The sequence below is a fragment of the Streptomyces sp. WELS2 genome, from assembly GCF_013870595.1.
Lineage (GTDB): Bacteria > Actinomycetota > Actinomycetes > Streptomycetales > Streptomycetaceae > Streptomyces.
The window spans coordinates 1-15,987 of sequence record NZ_JACBWZ010000066.1; the positions used below are offsets into that span (position 1 = coordinate 1).

A 15,987-nucleotide genomic window follows, 5' to 3' on the forward strand; every position below is an offset into this window, starting at 1 on the left:
GGCGGCCCTCCGGGCGATGGGCGTCATACCGGTCGTCGTCGGAAGAATCCGTGTGCGCGGTGCCCCGCGAATCGTAAGATCGGGAATCTCGTGGGGGGAGGTGGTCAATGGGCAGGCGGCGCCCTGACACGCCGACGCTGGAGGAGGTGGCCGCCCGCGCCGGAGTGGGCCGGGGCACGGTCTCCCGCGTCGTCAACAACGCGGCGGGGGTGAAGGATTCGACGCGCCAGGCCGTGCAGCAGGCCATCGCCGAACTGGGATACGTGCCCAATCTCGCGGCCCGGACCCTGGCCGGCCGGCGTGCCGACGCGGTCGCGCTGGTCGTGACGGAGCCGGACTGGAGGCTGTTCGCGGAGCCCTTCTTCTCGGAGATCGTCAGCTCGCTCGGGGACGCGCTGGCCGACACCGGGATGCAGTTGCTGCTGACGATGGTCCGCTCGGACACCGAGCGCAAACGCTTCCTGGAGTACGCCCGAGGCGGCCGGGTCGACGGCGCGCTGCTGGTCTCCGTGCGTGCCGACGACACCCTGCCGGACATGCTCGCCGAGGCCCGGCTGCCGACCGTCATGCTGGGCCGCCGCTCGGGCGACGAGCACGTCAGCTACGTCGACGCGGACAACGCCGGCGGCGCCCGCAGCGCGGTCACCCATCTGCTGGCCACGGGCCACAAGGCGATCGCCACGATCACCGGGCCGCTGGACATGTACGTCGCCCAGTCCCGGCTGCGCGGCTACCGCCAGGCGCTCGCGGCGGCCGGACTGGCCACGGACGAGTCCTGGATCGCGGAGGGCGACTTCACCGAGGAGAGCGGCCGGCGCGCGATGGCCCGGCTGCTCGCGCGACACCCGGAGATCGACGCGGTGCTCGCCGCGTCGGACACCACGGCGGCCGGGGCGCTGCACGAACTGCGCGCGGCGGGGCGCCGGGTGCCGGAGGACGTCGCCGTCATCGGTTTCGACGACTTCCCGCTGTCCGAACAGACCGAACCCCGCCTGACAACGGTCCGCCAGCCGCTGGCCGAGATCGGCCGGGCGATGGTACGGCTCCTGCTGGAGGAACTGGAGGAACCGGCCGTGGCCTGGCGCCATGTCATCCTCCGCACGGAGCTGATACGACGCGACTCGGCCTGACACCGCCGCCGGGTCCCGAAGCACGCTCCGAGCACCACGCCGCGCGGCCGGATCCGGCCCGACGGCAGGCCCGGGCGACGGATGCCCGGCCGACGGCACAACCGGGCGGCCCGTCGGCACGACAAACCCCCTCCCCTTCCCCCGCGGAACCGGTCACCACGCCCGCTTCCGGGAGCGCTCCCAATATCCGGCGTCCCCCGAAACTATCGACACCCCCCGCCCACCTGCGCCTTCGGAACCTCTTCGACGCATTACCGCGCGACACCTTGTCAGGGACATGAACTCTCCCTACAGTCCCTGCCCAACGGAGGTAATGGGAGCGCTCCCATCTGCGTGGGAGCGCTCCCGCATCCGACCGTCCCCGAGAGGACCCGCATGCGACCGTCAACGCACCCCGTCCGTGCAGCGAGTGGTCTGGTCGGCGCGCTGCTCGCCGCGCTCGCCGCACTGGCGGCCCTGCTCACCACGGCCCCGGCGGCCCGGGCCGACACCACGATCTGCGAACAGTACGGCTCGACGACGATCCAGGGCCGCTACGTCGTCCAGAACAACCGCTGGGGCACCAGCGGCACCCAGTGCATCAACGTCACGGACAGCGGCTTCCGGATCACCCAGGCCGACGGCTCGGTCCCGACGAACGGCGCCCCGAAGTCGTACCCGTCCGTCTTCAACGGCTGCCACTACACCAACTGCTCGCCCGGAACCAGCCTTCCGGCGCGGCTCGGCACCATCTCCAGCGCGCCCACCAGCATCTCGTACTCCTATGTGAGCAACGCGGTGTACGACGCGGCGTACGACATCTGGCTCGACCCCACGCCCCGTACCGACGGCGTCAACCGGACCGAGATCATGGTCTGGTTCAACAAGGTGGGCTCGATCCAGCCCGTGGGCTCGCAGGTCGGCACGGCCACCGTGGCCGGGCGCCAGTGGCAGGTGTGGTCCGGCAACAACGGCTCCAACGACGTGCTGTCCTTCGTCGCGCCGTCGACGATCACCAGCTGGAGCTTCGACGTCATGGACTTCGCCCGGCAGGCCATCGCCCGCGGACTGGCGCAGAACAACTGGTACCTGACGAGCGTGCAGGCCGGCTTCGAGCCGTGGCAGAACGGTGCCGGGCTCGCCGTGAACTCGTTCTCCTCCACGGTCAACACGGGTGGCAGCGGCCCGGGTGGCCCCGGGGCCCCGGCGGCCTGCGAGGTGACGTACGCGACGAGCGTCTGGTCGGGCGGCTTCACCGCCGACGTCACCCTCACCAACACCTCCGCGACCCCGGTCGACGGCTGGCGCCTCGCCTTCACCCTGCCCTCCGGACAGAGCGTCACCAGCGCCTGGAACGCGTCGGTCACACCGTCGTCCGGCGCGGTCACGGCCACGAACCTGACCCACAACGGGCAGATCGCGGCCGGCGGCCGGGTGACCTTCGGCTTCCAGGGCGCCTACAGCGGCACCTTCGCCAAGCCCACCGGGTTCAGCCTCAACGGAACCGCCTGCACCACCGCGTGATCCGCGCCCCCGCGTCCCCTCCCCCACGCACCCAGCCCGAGGAGCGCACATGAGACACCCACCGGACGGCACCCTCCCTGGGCGTACCGCCCCCTCGATCCAACGGAAGGAGAGAATCGTGGCCCGACGCGGCAGGCTCCTGTCGGTCGTGGCGGCCTTGTCGACCCTGCTGGCCGCGCTCGGCCTGGCCCTGCTGGGACAGGGCAGCGCCAAGGCGCACGGGGTGGCGATGCTGCCCGGCTCCCGTACCTATCTGTGCTACCTGGACGGCCACACGGGGACCGGCGGGATGAACCCGACCAACCCCGCCTGCAAGGACGCGGTGGCCAAGAGCGGGGCGACGCCGCTGTACAACTGGTTCGCCGTGCTCGACTCCAACGCCGGTGGCCGCGGCGCCGGTTACGTCCCGGACGGCACCCTGTGCAGCGCCGGCGACCGGTCGCCGTACGACTTCTCCGCGTACAACGCCGCCCGTTCGGACTGGCCGCGCACCCATCTGACCAGCGGTGCGACGATCCAGGCGCAGTACAGCAACTGGGCGGCGCATCCGGGCAGTTTCCGGGTGTACCTCACCAAGCCCGGCTGGTCGCCGACCAGTACGCTGCGCTGGGCCGACCTCGACCTGATCCAGACGGTCACCAACCCGCCCCAGCAGGGCTCGGCCGGCACCGACGGCGGCCACTACTACTGGGACATGCAGCTGCCCGCCGGGCGCTCCGGTGACGCCCTGCTGTTCATCCAGTGGGTCCGCTCGGACAGCCAGGAGAACTTCTTCTCCTGCTCCGACATCGTCTTCGACGGCGGCCACGGCGAGGTGACGGGCATCGGCGGCTCCGGCACCACGCCCACCCCGACCCCGACGCCCACGCCCACCCCGACGCCCACTCCGACCCCGACGGACCCGCACACCGGTTCCTGCATGGCCACCTACTCCGTGGTCAGCGCGTGGAACGGCGGCTTCCAGGCGTCCGTCGAGGTGATGAACCACGGCACCACCCCGCTCGACGGCTGGGCCGTGTCCTGGAAACCGGGCACCGGCACCAAGATCAGCACCCTGTGGAACGGTACGCAGACCACCGCCTCCGACGGCACGGTCACGGTCCGCAACGCGGACCACAACCGGGTCGTCCCGGCCGACGGCAGTACCACGTTCGGGTTCACCGCCACCTCCACGGGCAACAACCTGCCCGCCGGATCGATCGGTTGCGTCACGGCACAGAGCGCTTCCTGACGACGTGCGCCAGGCGCCGTCTCCCCGGCCCGCACCCGGGGAGACGGCGCCTTCCCGTGTGCGGCCCGCCGACGGCTCCGGCCCACCCGCCGGCAGCCGCCGTCCTGATCCGGTCAGCCGGATGGGCACATTGACAAGGCGGGTGCGCACCACAAAGCATTGCTGGGCACGTCTACGGCACCTCAATAGTTCCGGGCGGCGCACGCGGCCCGTCGTCAAGGCAGGTACCGATGGCCACGAACCAGCTGTTCGCGCTCTTTTGCGACCTCGCCCTCATCATCGTGCTCGCCCGGATACTGGGCGCCGTGGCACAGCGCTTCTCCCAGCCCGCCGTCATCGGCGAAGTACTCGCGGGAATTCTGCTCGGCCCCACTTTCCTGGGCCATTCCGTGCCGGAGTTCCTGTTTCCCCCCGGGGTACGGCCGATGCTCACCGCGCTCGCCGATGTGGGCATGGCCGTATTCATGTTCATCGTGGGCCTGGAACTGGACCGCAGGATCCTGCGCGGCACCGGACGGCTGGCCGGCACCGTGGCGGTCTCCTGCATCCTGCTGCCGTTCGGACTCGGCACGCTGCTCGCCCTGATGCTGGCCGGGGACCACGCCCAGGGGCATCGGCTGGGTTTCGTGCTCTTCATGGGCACGGCGATGTCGGTGACCGCCTTCCCGGTGCTGGCCCGGATACTCACGGACCGCAAGATGCAGCACACCCCGATCGGCGGGCTGGCGCTGGCCTGCGCCGCGATCGGTGACGTGCTCGCCTGGTGCATGCTCGCCGCCGTGGTGGCCCTGGTCGGCGTAGGGGGCGGCGACCAGTGGCTCCTGCTGCTGCTCGTGCCGTACGCCTGTGTGATGGTGTGGTTGGTCCGTCCGCTGCTGCGCAGGCTGGTCGCCGCCGGCGGCGCCCGGCTGACCCCGGCGGTGCTGACGGTCGTCCTCGCGGGGCTGCTCGTCTCCGGGGCGGTCACCGAGCGGATCGGCCTGCATTTCATTTTCGGCGCCTTCCTTTTCGGCGTGGTGATGCCGAAGGAATCCACCGAGCGGCTGCGCGCGGACATCATCGACCGGGTCGGTGATGTGAGCGGTCAGTTATTGCAACCGGTCTTCTTCATCATCGTCGGCCTGAAAGTCGACCTGTCCGATCTGGGCGGGGCCGGCTGGCTGGACTTCGCGCTCATTCTGCTCGTGGCGGTCAGCGGGAAATTCGTCGGCGCGTTCCTGAGCGCCCGGGCCTTCCGCGTCACGGCGCGCCAGTCGGCGGTTCTCGCCACGCTCATGAACACCAGGGGGCTCACCGAACTGATCATTCTGACCGCCGGTCTGCAACTCGGCGTCCTCGACGAACGGTTGTACTCCCTGATGGTCGTGATGGCGGTCGTGACGACGGCGATGGCCGGTCCGCTGCTCGCCGTCCTGCGGCCGCGCGCCCTGGCCGGCCAGGACCCCGTCATCCCGGTCCGGGACGCCCAGCCCCCGGCCACCAAGCGCTGAACCCGCACGATTCCGGACCACGGTGCCCTGCGGCCGCGGCGCCGGCTCAGCCCTCGGCGGCCGGTTCTCGCGGGTCGTGGCCGCGCACCTCACCGCCCCGGATCCGCCCCGTGGACGCCAGGTTCGGTCCGTATCCCGCGCCGTGCCCGCCGTAGCCGGCCCCACAGTTCGTCGATGCTCTCCCGTACGGCCTCGGGCGAGTCCCCGGCGCGCGGGACACCGTCGTCCAGGCGCCGGACCATGCCGTACACCGGCCCCAGGTCGTGGCCGAGGCCGGCCACGAGGTCGAGCACCCGCTCCGGCAGCCGCATCCGGGCCTCGGCGTACACGTCCCGGTACTGGTCACGGGCCCGCGTGAGCCGCTGCCGTGCGAGCCGCGGTTCCTCGTCCCGGCCCAGGGCGTGCACCTGGTCGGTGAGCGCGGCCAGGTACTGCCGGGCGGAGGCGTCGAGGGCCACGGAGCAGGCGCGCAGTTCCCGGGCGTGCGGGCGCCGCTCCTGTACCTGCTCGACGCGGTCCGGTTCGAGCAGGTACAGGAGCGGCGCCCTGTACCTGCTCGACGCGGTCCGGTTCGCGCCACCGGCCGCGGTCGGCCGCGCGCTGGGTCGGCAGCGCGGACAACGGCGTCCCGACGACTCCGACGACCGCGGCCACGGGCGCGGTCGCCTCCCCGAGGTCCACCCCGCCTCCACACCGTGGTTCCGCCACGTTCAGGTAAGCACCGGCGTGGTGCGGACCGGTGGAACGGGCGGACCGGAGCGCGCCCGGTGTTCGCCCCGCCCCCGACCGGGCCGGACGGCCGCCGACGCCGTCCCGGCCCGTGCCCCCTCCCTGCCCCACGGCCCCCGGAAACCGGGTGGAGGTTCGCGCCGCGCCCCGCCTACAGTCGCGGGATGACCACACGGACCTTCCGCATCACCGTCCGCGGCGCCTTCGACGGCCTCACCGAGGCCCAGCGCGCCGCCCTCCTCGCCGACGCCGCCGAACACGACGTCCTGCGCGCCGCGTTCACGCCCGAGGGCACCCTCACCTACGACATCGCCGCCCGGCCCGCCTTCGTCTTCCGTTTCTCCGCCACGGGCGAGAAGGAGGAGGACATCCTTGAGGCGACCGAGCGGGCCGAGGAGGCGGCCGTCTCCTGGCTCACCGAACGCGGCTACGGCCACAAGCACTTGCGGGCCACCGCCGAGGACCTCTCCCAGGCCCCCTTGGGCAAGCGACAGCGCCGTGCCGCCCGGTCGGCCGGCTCCTGAACCACCGCCCTAAACTTGAGTACTCAAGGAGTCGGCAAGGGAAGGCTGAGGCGATGAGCGAAGAGGCGCTGGACGCGGCGCTGCGGCTGGTACGGGCGCAGACGGCGCTGGTACGGCGCTTCGACGCGCGGCTCGGCGGGCTGCACGGCGTCAGCCTCGCCGACTTCACGCTGCTGCTCCGGCTGGCACAGGCACCCGGCGCCCGGATGCGCCGGGTCGACCTGGCCGAGGCGCTGGGGCTGACCGCATCCGGGGTCACGCGCGGACTCGCTCCGCTGGAGCGGATCGGGCTGGTGACCCGGGAGCCGGACACCCGGGACGCGCGCGTGGCGTACGCGGCGCTGACCGGGACGGGCCGGCGGCGGCTGACGGAGATGCTGGCCACGGCCCGGGAGACGGCCGCCGAGATCTTCGCCGCCCCGGACTGGCCCCCGGCGGACCTCGCCCACCTCACGGCCCTGCTGACCCGCCTGGGCGGCACGGGTCTGAAGGGGTCCTGACCACGCCGACGGGCCACGCCCCTGCCAAGGCGGACGTCCACCGACGGGACGCTGAACCACCCGCACGGGCCCGGAAGACCGGCGCTCTCCGACCCCCGCGGATGCACGTCGGCGGGACACCGGCCCACCCGTCCCGGCGCACCCCGGCTCCCGCTGCCACGCGTCAACGGAAAACCGGCCCCGCCCGGACCCCTGCCTCCCGACCGGCCGCGCGCGTCAGGCGCCGTCGCCGCCCGGTATCCACCCCTGGCGGCGCAGTACGGCGGAGACGTCCGGGGCGCGGTAGTGCTCGCCCTTGAGCACCTTGCCGTCGGCCCGGCGGGCGACCTGTCCGTCCGGGCCGAGCTTGCTCATGTTGGCGCGGTGGATCTCGGCGATCACCTCGTCGAGGTCGATGCCGTGCACCAGGGCCGTGCCGTAGGCCACGTACACCACGTCGGCCAGTTCGTGCGCGAGCCGGTCCAGCGGTCCCCGGACCGCGACCTCGGCGACCTCCGCGGCCTCCTCGGCGAGCAGTTCGGCCCGGTGGGCGGCCAGGCCGGGGTCCACCTCCGTCGGGGTGTCGCGGAGGTCGAGGCCGAAGGCGCGGTGGAACTCGTGGACGAGACGGGCGGGCGAAGTGCTCATGCGGCGACTCTAACGGGCGGCACCGACAACGCCCCCCGGCCGTGATCGCTGTGACCCCGGCCCTGGTCAGCGCCGAGCCCCTGCTGGCAGGATCGCCGCATGTCCAAGAGGTTCCCCCGGGTCGGCAGGCGCGCGGCGCTGCGAGGCGCGGCCGTCGGTGTCGTGGTCCTCGGGCTGCTGTCGTGGTGGCTGCTGCCGCTCGGCGAGAAGCCGCCGAGCGGGACGATCGTGTTCAGCACCGGTACGCCGCGCGGGGTGTACCAGGAGTACGGCGAGCGGCTGCGCACCGAGCTGGGCAAGGACATGCCGGGGCTGACGGTGAAGCTGCTCAACAGCGCCGGTTCCCAGGAGAACGTGGAGCGGGTGGCGACCGGGCGGGCGGACTTCACCATCGCCGCGGCCGACGCGGTGGCGGCGTACGGGCTGCGCCAGGGCGAGGGCGCCGGACGGCTGCGCGGGGTGGCCCGGCTCTACGACGACTACGTGCAGCTCATCGTGGCCCCGGACTCGGACATCAGCGACGTCGCGGAACTGCGGCACAAGCGGGTGGCGATCGGGCTGCCGGATTCGGGGGTGCGGCTGATAGCCGAGCGGGTGCTGCGGGCCGCCGGCATCGATCCGCGCAAGGACATCACCCCGGCGGCGGACGGCATCGACACCGGACCGGCGCGGCTGCGGGAGGGGAAGATCGACGCCTTCTTCTGGTCCGGCGGGCTGCCCACCAAGGGGCTGGCCCCGCTGGCGCAGAAGGGTGCCTTCCGGTTCGTGCCGATCAACGACGACCTGGTCGCCCGGCTGCACGGCCAGGGCGAGTGGGCGCGCTACTACCGGACCACGAAGATCCCCGAGTCGGCCTACCCGAACGTCCAGCGGGGGGCCGAGGTGCCGACGATCGCCGTCTCCAACGTGCTGATCACCCGTACGGACGTCGATCCCCGGCTGACCGAGTGGCTGACCCGCACGGTGATCAAGAGCCGGGACGGCATCGGCGCCCACGTCCACTCCGCCCAGCTGGTCGACCTGCGCACCGCCATCTACACCGGCCCGTTGCCGCTCCAGGAAGGCGCCCGGCGCTACTACCGGTCGGTGAAGCCCTGATGAGGTACGGCTGGGAGCCGGGGCGGGTTCGAGGTGCGCGACGCCCCCGGCAGGCTCCGGGAGTCGGGCCCGGCGTGCGCGACGCGCCTAGGGCCTGTCTGACGATTCGCGTCGTCGCCCGAAGGGCGGCCGCGCGGCGGCAGGTGCGTGCTCTCGGCGTGCCGGATCCAGGCCCTCGTACTGGACGTACTCGGGTCTGGGGCCGGTGCGGCGAGAGTGCGTGCATGACGTCGCGTGGCAGACGGGAATTGTCAGACAGGCCCTAGCGGGCGCCCGGAGACGGTCCGGCGGCCGGCGGGTGCCGTGGCACGCTGACGGTGACCCGTAGTCCCCGCGGCTCGTGGTGGGCGAAGTCGACCGAGCCGCCGCCCGCCGCGAGCAGGGCGCGGGTGATGGACAGGCCGAGGCCCGAGCCCTTGACGTTCTGGTGCCGGCCGCTGCGCCAGAACCGGTCGCCCACGCGCGCGAGTTCCTCGTCGGTGAGGCCGGGCCCGGTGTCCGTGACGACGACCGTGGTGGTGTCGCCGTCCGCGGAGACGGCGACCTCCACCGTGCCGCCCTCGGGGGTGAACTTCACGGCGTTGTCGATGACCGCGTCCAGGGCGCTGGACAGGGCGATCGGGTCGGCCCAGGCGGTGGTGGGCGGGCAGTCGCCGGTCAGGCTCACACCCTTGGACCGGGCGGCCGGTGCCCAGGCGGCCACCCGCTCCCCGGCCAGCGCGCCGATGTCGGTCAGCCCCGGGTCGGCCTCGGCGTGCTCGGCCAGCGCCAGGTCGAGCAGGTCGTCCAGGACCTGCGCGAGGCGCTTGCCCTCGGTGCGCACCGAGGCGATCTCCGCGTTGTCCTCGGGGAGTTCGAGGGCGAGCAGTTCGATGCGCAGCAGCAGCGCCGCGAGCGGGTTGCGCAACTGGTGCGAGGCATCGGCGACGAAGGCGCGCTGCTGCTCCAGCACGGCCTCGACGTTGTCCGCCATCTCGTTGAACGAACGGGCCAGCCGTCTGAGTTCCGGCGGCCCGCCGGCCACCGCGACCCGGGATTTGAGCCGCCCGGTGGCGATGTCGTGCGTGGTGGCGTCCAGCACCCGGACCGGTTTGAGCACCCAGCCGGTGAGCCGGAGCGCGGCGCCGACGGCGAGCAGCATGGCCGCGATCTCCCCGGCACCGATGACCAGCCAGCCGCGCAGGATCCGGGAACGCAGCTGTTCGGTGGGCGAGTCGGTGACCACGACGGCGACGACGTCCCCGTCCCGGATCACCGGCGAGGCGACGACGAGCCGGCTGCGCTGCCAGGGCCAGGCCTGTGGCGGGTCGTGGCTGCGCCGGCTGAGCAGCGCCTCGTCGAACGCACGGCGTACCTCTCCCACGCGCGGGACGAACCAGTCGCCGGGCGCGTTGGCCATCGCCTCCGTACCGTTGCGGTAGAAGACGCCGGCGCGTATGCCGTAGACGTCGTAGTAACTCTCCAGTTCGCTGCGCAGGCTCGCCCGGCGCTCGTCCGTGGTGGTGCGCCGGGATCCGCCGGGTCCGTCGGTGACGAACTGGGCGAGCGCGGCGAACCGGGCCGCGTCGTCCATCCGGTCCACGACGACCCTTTGCTGCTGGGCGGCGGCCAGGCTGCCGGCGAGCGGGATGCCGAGCGCGAGCAGGACGGCCGCGAGCAGCACGATGAGCAGCGGGAGGAGGCGTGTGCGCACCCGTCCCCGCTAGGCGGCCGGGGCGACGAGCCGGTAGCCGACGCCGCGTACGGTCTCGATGAGCGCGGGCTGGCGCAGTTTGCCGCGCAGGGAGGCGACGTGCACCTCCAGGGTGCGGCCGGTGCCCTCCCAACTGGTGCGCCAGACCTCGCTGATGATCTGCTCCCGCCGGAAGACCACGCCGGGCCGCTGCGCGAGCAGGGCGAGCAGGTCGAACTCCTTGCGGGTCAGCTGGATCACCGCGCCGTCCACGCTGACCTGGCGGGTGGGCAGTTCGATCCGGACGGGGCCGAGCAGCAGGGCGTTCTCGCCGCCGGGGACGGGGTCCTCGTGGACGGTGCGCCGGCTGACGGCGTGGATCCGGGCGAGCAGTTCACCGGTGTCGTACGGCTTGACCACGTAGTCGTCGGCGCCCAGGTTGAGGCCGTGGATGCGGGAGCGCACATCGGCGCGCGCGGTGACCATGATGACCGGGGTGCTGGTGCGCTTGCGGATCTTTCCGCACACCTCGTAGCCGTCCTGGTCGGGCAGTCCGAGGTCGAGCAGGACGACGCCGAAGCCGTTGCCCTCGGGGACGAGCGCCTGGAGGGCCTCCTCGCCGCTGCGCGCGTGCGTGACCTGGAAGCCGTGGCGCGCGAGGACGGCGGACAGGGCCGCGGCGACGTGGTTGTCGTCCTCGACGAGCAGCAGTCTCATTCCGGCCCCCTCCGGTTCAGCGGTCGTACGGTCCCGGTTTCCGTCGTTCTTGTAGATCGCGGGCACGCGCGCGTGCACCATGGCAGTGACGCCGATGGAAGTAGACGGCGTCAAGGGGGTTCGGGTTGCCCGCCTCTTCCGTTATCCGGCCGATACGCGCGCGGCCCCCAAGTGCTCCGACAGGTGTCCGATTGCTGCCGGATCGTGATGCTCAGATCTCCCTCAGATGTGATGACGCAGGTCACAGGCGCTCACTACTGTCCTCGGAAACCCGAGGAGGACGGAGCCTGAGAGCGATGACCAAAGTAACGGTGGCCAAGGAAGACGTGGCCACGTCCGACGAACTGGTCGTCCTGAAGAGCGTCAACAAGCACTTCGGCGCGTTGCACGTGCTCCAGGACATCGACCTGACGATCGCCCGCGGCGAGGTCGTCGTGGTCATCGGGCCCTCCGGGTCCGGTAAGTCGACGCTGTGCCGCACCATCAACCGCCTGGAGACGATCGACTCGGGCACGATCACGATCGACGGCAAGCCCCTGCCGCCCGAGGGCCGGGAGCTGGCCAGGCTGCGGGCGGACGTCGGGATGGTGTTCCAGTCGTTCAACCTGTTCGCGCACAAGACCGTGCTCGAGAACGTGATGCTCGGTCAGGTCAAGGTCCGCAAGGCGGACAAGAAGAAGGCCGAGGAGAAGGCCCGGTCGCTGCTGGACCGGGTCGGCGTGGGCACCCAGGCCGACAAGTACCCCGCCCAGCTGTCCGGCGGCCAGCAGCAGCGGGTCGCGATCGCGCGGGCGCTGGCGATGGACCCGAAGGTCATGCTGTTCGACGAGCCGACCTCCGCGCTCGACCCCGAGATGATCAACGAGGTCCTGGAGGTCATGCAGCAGCTCGCGCGCGAGGGCATGACGATGATCGTCGTCACGCACGAGATGGGCTTCGCGCGGTCGGCCGCGAACCGCGTCGTCTTCATGGCGGACGGGCGGATCGTTGAACAATCCTCGCCCGACCAGTTCTTCAGCAACCCGCGCAGCGACCGGGCCAAGGACTTCCTGTCCAAGATCCTGCACCACTGACCGGCACGGCCGCCGCCGCCCGCGCCTCAGGGACTCGTTCCTCACCACTCAGAAGGATGTTCACGATGAAGCTCCGCAAGGTCACCGCCGCCTCGGCCGTCCTCCTCGCCCTGTCCGTGGCCGCCACCGCGTGCGGCGGCGGCAAGGACGACAAGGGTTCCGGCGGTGGCAAGACGATCACCATCGGCATCAAGTTCGACCAGCCGGGCATCGGCCAGAAGACGCCGCAGGGTTACTCGGGTCTCGACGTCGACGTGGCCACCTATGTCGCCGGGAAGCTCGGCTACAAGAAGGACCAGATCGAGTGGCGGGAGTCGAAGAGCGCCGACCGCGAGACCATGCTCCAGCGCGGTGACGTCGACTTCATCGTCGCCTCCTACTCGATCACCCCGGAGCGCCAGAAGCTGGTCGACTTCGCCGGCCCGTACCTGCTGTCCCACCAGGACGTGCTGGTCCGCGCGGACGACACCTCCATCAAGTCGGCGGCGGACCTGAACAAGGCGCGGCTGTGTTCGGTCACCGGCTCCACCTCGGCGCAGAACGTCAAGGAGAGGCTGGCCCCCAAGGCGCAGCTCCAGAAGTACCCGACGTACTCCGCGTGCCTGACCGGTCTGCAGAACAAGGCGATCGACGCCCTGACCACGGACGACTCGATCCTCGCCGGCTACGCCTCGCAGCCCCAGTTCAAGGGCAAGTTCAAGCTCGGCGGCCTCAAGATGACGAACGAGAACTACGGCATCGGCGTCAAGAAGGGCAGCGACCTCAAGGACAAGATCAACAAGGCCCTCGAATCGATGGTCTCCGACGGTTCCTGGCAGAAGGCCGTGGACAAGAACCTCGGCCCGGCCGGCTACAAGAACGAGCCCGCCCCGAAGATCGGCGACATCAAGAGCTGAGGCAACGCCCGGCGGGTGCGCCGTCCGTGAGGGCGGCGCACCCGGGCATCCCTACACGCGGAAGCGCGGGAGAACGTGTTCGACTTTCTCAACGACTACGACGTACTGGGCGCCTTCTGGACGACGGTGCAGCTCACCTTGCTGTCCGCCGTGGGCTCCCTGATCTGGGGCACCCTGCTGGCCGCCATGCGGGTGGGCCCGGTGCCGTTGATGCGCGGCTTCGGCACCGCCTACGTGAACATCGTGCGGAACATCCCGCTCACGGTGATCATCCTGTTCTCCTCGCTCGGCCTGCACGACACCCTGGGCATCAGCCTGGGTGCCGGCGACATCATCGACACGGCCAACTTCCGACTGGCCGTCCTCGGACTGATCGTCTACACGTCGGCCTTCGTGTGCGAGGCGATCCGGTCCGGCATCAACACGGTGCCGGTCGGCCAGGCCGAGGCCGCGCGCGCCATCGGCCTGAACTTCACCCAGGTGCTGTTCCTGGTCGTGCTGCCGCAGGCGTTCCGCGCGGCCGTCGGCCCGCTGACCAACGTGCTGATCGCGATGACGAAGAACACGACGGTGGCGGCGGCGATCGGCGTCGCCGAGGCGGCACTGCTGATGAAGGACATGGTCGACAAGGAGGCGCAGTTGCTGCTGATCTCCGCGATCTTCGCCTTCGGCTTCTGCTGCCTGACCCTGCCGACCGGCCTGATCCTCGGCTGGGTGGGCAAGAAGGTGGCGGTGAAGCGATGACCTCGGTCCTGTACGACGCCCAGGGGCCGCGCGCCAAGCGGCGTAACATCCTCTACACGGTGGTCTTCCTCGCCGCGCTCGCGGCCCTCGTCTGGTGGGTGTACACCTCCCTGGACGAGAAGAACCAGCTGGACTGGGCGCTGTGGAAGCCCTATCTCGGCGGGGGCGCCGAGGCGTACTCGACGTACATATGGCCCGCTCTGCAGAACACGCTGGAGGCGGCGGCGCTGTCGATGCTCATCGCGCTGCCCCTGGGCGCCGGCCTCGGCATAGCGCGGCTGTCGGACCACGTCTGGGTGCGGGTGCCGGCGGCGGTCGTGGTGGAGTTCTTCCGCGCGATCCCCGTCCTGGTCCTGATGATCTTCGGTCAGGCGCTGTTCTCCCAGTACACCGACGTGAGCTCGGACGACCGTCCGTTCTACGCGGTCGTCACCGGACTGGTGCTGTACAACGCGTCCGTGCTGGCCGAGATCGTCCGCGCGGGCATCCTCTCGCTGCCGAAGGGCCAGTCCGAGGCGGCCATGGCGATCGGCCTGCGCAAGGGACAGGTGATGCGGGTCATCCTGCTGCCGCAGGCGGTCACCGCGATGCTCCCCGCGATCGTCAGCCAGCTGGTGGTCATCGTGAAGGACACCGCGCTCGGCGGCGCCGTCCTCACCTTCCCCGAACTGCTCGCCTCAGCGAACACGATGAGCGCCTACTACGGTGCCAACACCATCGCCTCCTTCACGGTCGTCGCCGTGATCTTCCTGATCATCAACTTCTCGCTGACCACCTTCGCGAGCTGGCTGGAGGGCCGGCTGCGGCAGCGCAAGAAGTCGACCGGCGCGGTGCTGAGCGTCGACAAGACGACCGACATCCCGGGCCACGCGGGCACCGGCACCTCGGCCTGACGGCCAATCAGACCCGAACGCACCACCCGGGGGCAGCGGCGTGATCGCCACTGCCCCCGGTCGCTTGACGCGAACTCTGCCAATGGGTTGCATACGTTTTGTGATCGTGCACCCCGCTCCTCCTTCCTGTTCACTTGTCTCCGTCAGGGCATCGTCACGGGCAGGGGGCGTCGCACCATGGACCCGGTGATCATCGTCGGAGCGGGACCCGTCGGACTCACGCTCGCCCTGCTGCTGACCCGTCAGAACGTGCCCGTCGTCGTTCTGGACGAGGGCCCCGGCAAGGACGAACCCCGCCCGGCACGCACCGTCGTCCTGCGCGAGGACACCGCCGCCCTGCTGGAACGGCTGACCGGGATGGCGCTCGCCGAGCACGGTGTGCGCTGGGCCGGATGGCGGTCCGTCAGGCGCAAGCAGGTGATGACCGAGATCGCCTTCGCCGAGGGCGACCCCGCCGCTCCCCTGCACATCGCCCAGCACACCGTGACGAACGCCCTGCGCGCCGCCCTCGCCGGCGAGCCGCTGGCCGAGGTGGCCACCGACAGCCGCCTGGACGCCGTCGAACAGGAGCGGACCGGCGTCACCGCGCACACCCGCGGCCCGAAGGCGACCTGGTGGCGCGGCAGTTACCTGGTCGGCTGCGACGGCCCCCGCTCGACCGTGCGCAAGCTCCAGGACATCCGCTTCCCCGGCCGTACGGCGGTGGAACGGCACGCGGTCGCCACACTGCGGACGGAACTCCCCTGGGAGGGCCACGCGTTGCTCCACCGGATGCCGCCGTGGAAGTCGTCCGGGCCCTCGACCGGGGAGGTGACCGCCCGCCCCCTCCCGGACGGCGCCTGGCGCCTGGACTGGCTGCTGCCGCCGGGCAAGGACCTGGTCACGCCCGAGATCGTGCTGACCCGCATCAACGAGACCCTCACGGGCTGGACGGGCGGTGACGCACCGCCGTACGACCTGCTCGACACCGGGGTCCACACGGTGCACCACCGGCTGGCCCGCCGGTGGCGCGCCGGCCGGGTCTTCCTCGCCGGGGACGCGGCCCACCTGCTCGGCGCGTTCGGCACCCAGGGACTCGACGAGGGCCTGAGGGACGCCGACAATCTCGCCTGGAAGCTGGCCACGGCCTGGCACCACGGCCCGCACGAGGCCCTGCTGGA

Annotated in this window: 16 protein-coding genes; 12 read left to right on the plus strand and 4 right to left on the minus strand. The window is 71.3% G+C overall.

What is annotated here, in order from left to right:
* Window positions 1-107 precede the first annotated feature (107 nt).
* The 4 genes from H5J33_RS06795 (at window position 108) to H5J33_RS06810 (ending at window position 5,354) form a co-directional block, all read left to right on the plus strand.
* Entirely contained in the window at window positions 108-1,130 is a 1,023-nt protein-coding gene (locus H5J33_RS06795; RefSeq protein WP_181793958.1) for a LacI family DNA-binding transcriptional regulator, read from the plus strand.
* 375 nt (window positions 1,131-1,505) lie between these two features.
* Complete coding sequence (locus H5J33_RS06800; protein ID WP_181793960.1) at window positions 1,506-2,633, plus strand: GH12 family glycosyl hydrolase domain-containing protein; 1,128 nt, start codon at window positions 1,506-1,508, stop codon at window positions 2,631-2,633.
* A gap of 118 nt (window positions 2,634-2,751) precedes the next feature.
* A complete protein-coding gene (locus H5J33_RS06805) occupies window positions 2,752-3,864 on the plus strand; it encodes a lytic polysaccharide monooxygenase (RefSeq protein WP_181793963.1) in 1,113 nt (370 codons plus the stop codon).
* Window positions 3,865-4,094: 230 nt separating this feature from the next.
* Window positions 4,095-5,354 carry a cation:proton antiporter gene (locus tag H5J33_RS06810; protein WP_181793964.1) on the plus strand — a complete coding sequence of 420 codons (1,260 nt, stop codon included), beginning with the start codon at window positions 4,095-4,097 and terminating at the stop codon, window positions 5,352-5,354.
* Between the two features lie 89 nt (window positions 5,355-5,443).
* On the opposite strand, the gene H5J33_RS06815 is transcribed toward H5J33_RS06810, so the two are convergent.
* A complete protein-coding gene (locus H5J33_RS06815) occupies window positions 5,444-5,812 on the minus strand; it encodes a hypothetical protein (RefSeq protein WP_258564926.1) in 369 nt (122 codons plus the stop codon).
* A 435-nt stretch (window positions 5,813-6,247) separates the two neighbouring features.
* Here H5J33_RS06815 and H5J33_RS06820 point away from each other — a divergent pair, with 435 nt between their 5' ends.
* Entirely contained in the window at window positions 6,248-6,607 is a 360-nt protein-coding gene (locus H5J33_RS06820) for a DUF6204 family protein (RefSeq protein ID WP_181793967.1), read from the plus strand.
* 53 nt (window positions 6,608-6,660) lie between these two features.
* Window positions 6,661-7,107, plus strand: a complete 447-nt coding sequence (locus H5J33_RS06825; protein ID WP_181793969.1) for a MarR family winged helix-turn-helix transcriptional regulator — start codon at window positions 6,661-6,663, stop codon at window positions 7,105-7,107.
* A gap of 216 nt (window positions 7,108-7,323) precedes the next feature.
* Here the strand turns inward: H5J33_RS06825 and H5J33_RS06830 are convergent, their stop codons facing one another.
* Window positions 7,324-7,734 carry a MazG nucleotide pyrophosphohydrolase domain-containing protein gene (locus tag H5J33_RS06830; protein WP_181793971.1) on the minus strand — a complete coding sequence of 137 codons (411 nt, stop codon included), beginning with the start codon at window positions 7,732-7,734 and terminating at the stop codon, window positions 7,324-7,326.
* Between the two features lie 99 nt (window positions 7,735-7,833).
* Between H5J33_RS06830 and H5J33_RS06835 the strand changes: the two genes are divergently transcribed.
* Window positions 7,834-8,832, plus strand: a complete 999-nt coding sequence (locus H5J33_RS06835) for a TAXI family TRAP transporter solute-binding subunit (protein ID WP_181793973.1) — start codon at window positions 7,834-7,836, stop codon at window positions 8,830-8,832.
* Between the two features lie 262 nt (window positions 8,833-9,094).
* Here the strand turns inward: H5J33_RS06835 and H5J33_RS06840 are convergent, their stop codons facing one another.
* Both H5J33_RS06840 and H5J33_RS06845 read right to left on the minus strand, forming a co-directional pair.
* Window positions 9,095-10,525 carry a HAMP domain-containing sensor histidine kinase gene (locus H5J33_RS06840; RefSeq protein WP_181793975.1) on the minus strand — a complete coding sequence of 477 codons (1,431 nt, stop codon included), beginning with the start codon at window positions 10,523-10,525 and terminating at the stop codon, window positions 9,095-9,097.
* Between the two features lie 9 nt (window positions 10,526-10,534).
* The gene (locus H5J33_RS06845; RefSeq protein ID WP_181793986.1) at window positions 10,535-11,221 is read right to left on the minus strand and encodes a response regulator transcription factor; all 687 of its coding nucleotides are present in this window, start codon (window positions 11,219-11,221) and stop codon (window positions 10,535-10,537) included.
* Window positions 11,222-11,517: 296 nt separating this feature from the next.
* On the opposite strand from H5J33_RS06845, the gene H5J33_RS06850 reads away from it, so the two are divergent.
* From H5J33_RS06850 to H5J33_RS06870, 5 genes are all read left to right on the plus strand, one after another.
* Window positions 11,518-12,294, plus strand: a complete 777-nt coding sequence (locus tag H5J33_RS06850; RefSeq protein WP_181793977.1) for an amino acid ABC transporter ATP-binding protein — start codon at window positions 11,518-11,520, stop codon at window positions 12,292-12,294.
* A gap of 65 nt (window positions 12,295-12,359) precedes the next feature.
* Window positions 12,360-13,190 carry a glutamate ABC transporter substrate-binding protein gene (locus H5J33_RS06855; RefSeq protein ID WP_181793978.1) on the plus strand — a complete coding sequence of 277 codons (831 nt, stop codon included), beginning with the start codon at window positions 12,360-12,362 and terminating at the stop codon, window positions 13,188-13,190.
* 75 nt (window positions 13,191-13,265) lie between these two features.
* Entirely contained in the window at window positions 13,266-13,934 is a 669-nt protein-coding gene (locus tag H5J33_RS06860; protein WP_181793980.1) for an amino acid ABC transporter permease, read from the plus strand.
* Window positions 13,931-14,827 carry an amino acid ABC transporter permease gene (locus H5J33_RS06865; protein WP_181793982.1) on the plus strand — a complete coding sequence of 299 codons (897 nt, stop codon included), beginning with the start codon at window positions 13,931-13,933 and terminating at the stop codon, window positions 14,825-14,827. The genes H5J33_RS06860 and H5J33_RS06865 overlap by 4 nt, the downstream gene beginning before the upstream one ends.
* A gap of 177 nt (window positions 14,828-15,004) precedes the next feature.
* A partial coding sequence (locus H5J33_RS06870) for an NAD(P)/FAD-dependent oxidoreductase (protein ID WP_181793984.1) occupies window positions 15,005-15,987 on the plus strand: 983 nt, incomplete at its 3' end.

What these genes read in the sequence shown, in the direction of transcription:
- H5J33_RS06820 (WP_181793967.1), top strand. Translation starts at nt 6,248, where the DNA reads ATGACCACACGGACCTTCCGCATCACCGTCCGCGGCGCCTTCGACGGC.
- H5J33_RS06850 (WP_181793977.1), top strand. Translation starts at nt 11,518, where the DNA reads ATGACCAAAGTAACGGTGGCCAAGGAAGACGTGGCCACGTCCGACGAA.
- H5J33_RS06845 (WP_181793986.1), bottom strand. Translation starts at nt 11,221, where the DNA reads ATGAGACTGCTGCTCGTCGAGGACGACAACCACGTCGCCGCGGCCCTG.
- H5J33_RS06810 (WP_181793964.1), top strand. Translation starts at nt 4,095, where the DNA reads ATGGCCACGAACCAGCTGTTCGCGCTCTTTTGCGACCTCGCCCTCATC.
- H5J33_RS06855 (WP_181793978.1), top strand. Translation starts at nt 12,360, where the DNA reads ATGAAGCTCCGCAAGGTCACCGCCGCCTCGGCCGTCCTCCTCGCCCTG.
- H5J33_RS06835 (WP_181793973.1), top strand. Translation starts at nt 7,834, where the DNA reads ATGTCCAAGAGGTTCCCCCGGGTCGGCAGGCGCGCGGCGCTGCGAGGC.
- H5J33_RS06795 (WP_181793958.1), top strand. Translation starts at nt 108, where the DNA reads ATGGGCAGGCGGCGCCCTGACACGCCGACGCTGGAGGAGGTGGCCGCC.
- H5J33_RS06865 (WP_181793982.1), top strand. Translation starts at nt 13,931, where the DNA reads ATGACCTCGGTCCTGTACGACGCCCAGGGGCCGCGCGCCAAGCGGCGT.
- H5J33_RS06830 (WP_181793971.1), bottom strand. Translation starts at nt 7,734, where the DNA reads ATGAGCACTTCGCCCGCCCGTCTCGTCCACGAGTTCCACCGCGCCTTC.
- H5J33_RS06800 (WP_181793960.1), top strand. Translation starts at nt 1,506, where the DNA reads ATGCGACCGTCAACGCACCCCGTCCGTGCAGCGAGTGGTCTGGTCGGC.
- H5J33_RS06825 (WP_181793969.1), top strand. Translation starts at nt 6,661, where the DNA reads ATGAGCGAAGAGGCGCTGGACGCGGCGCTGCGGCTGGTACGGGCGCAG.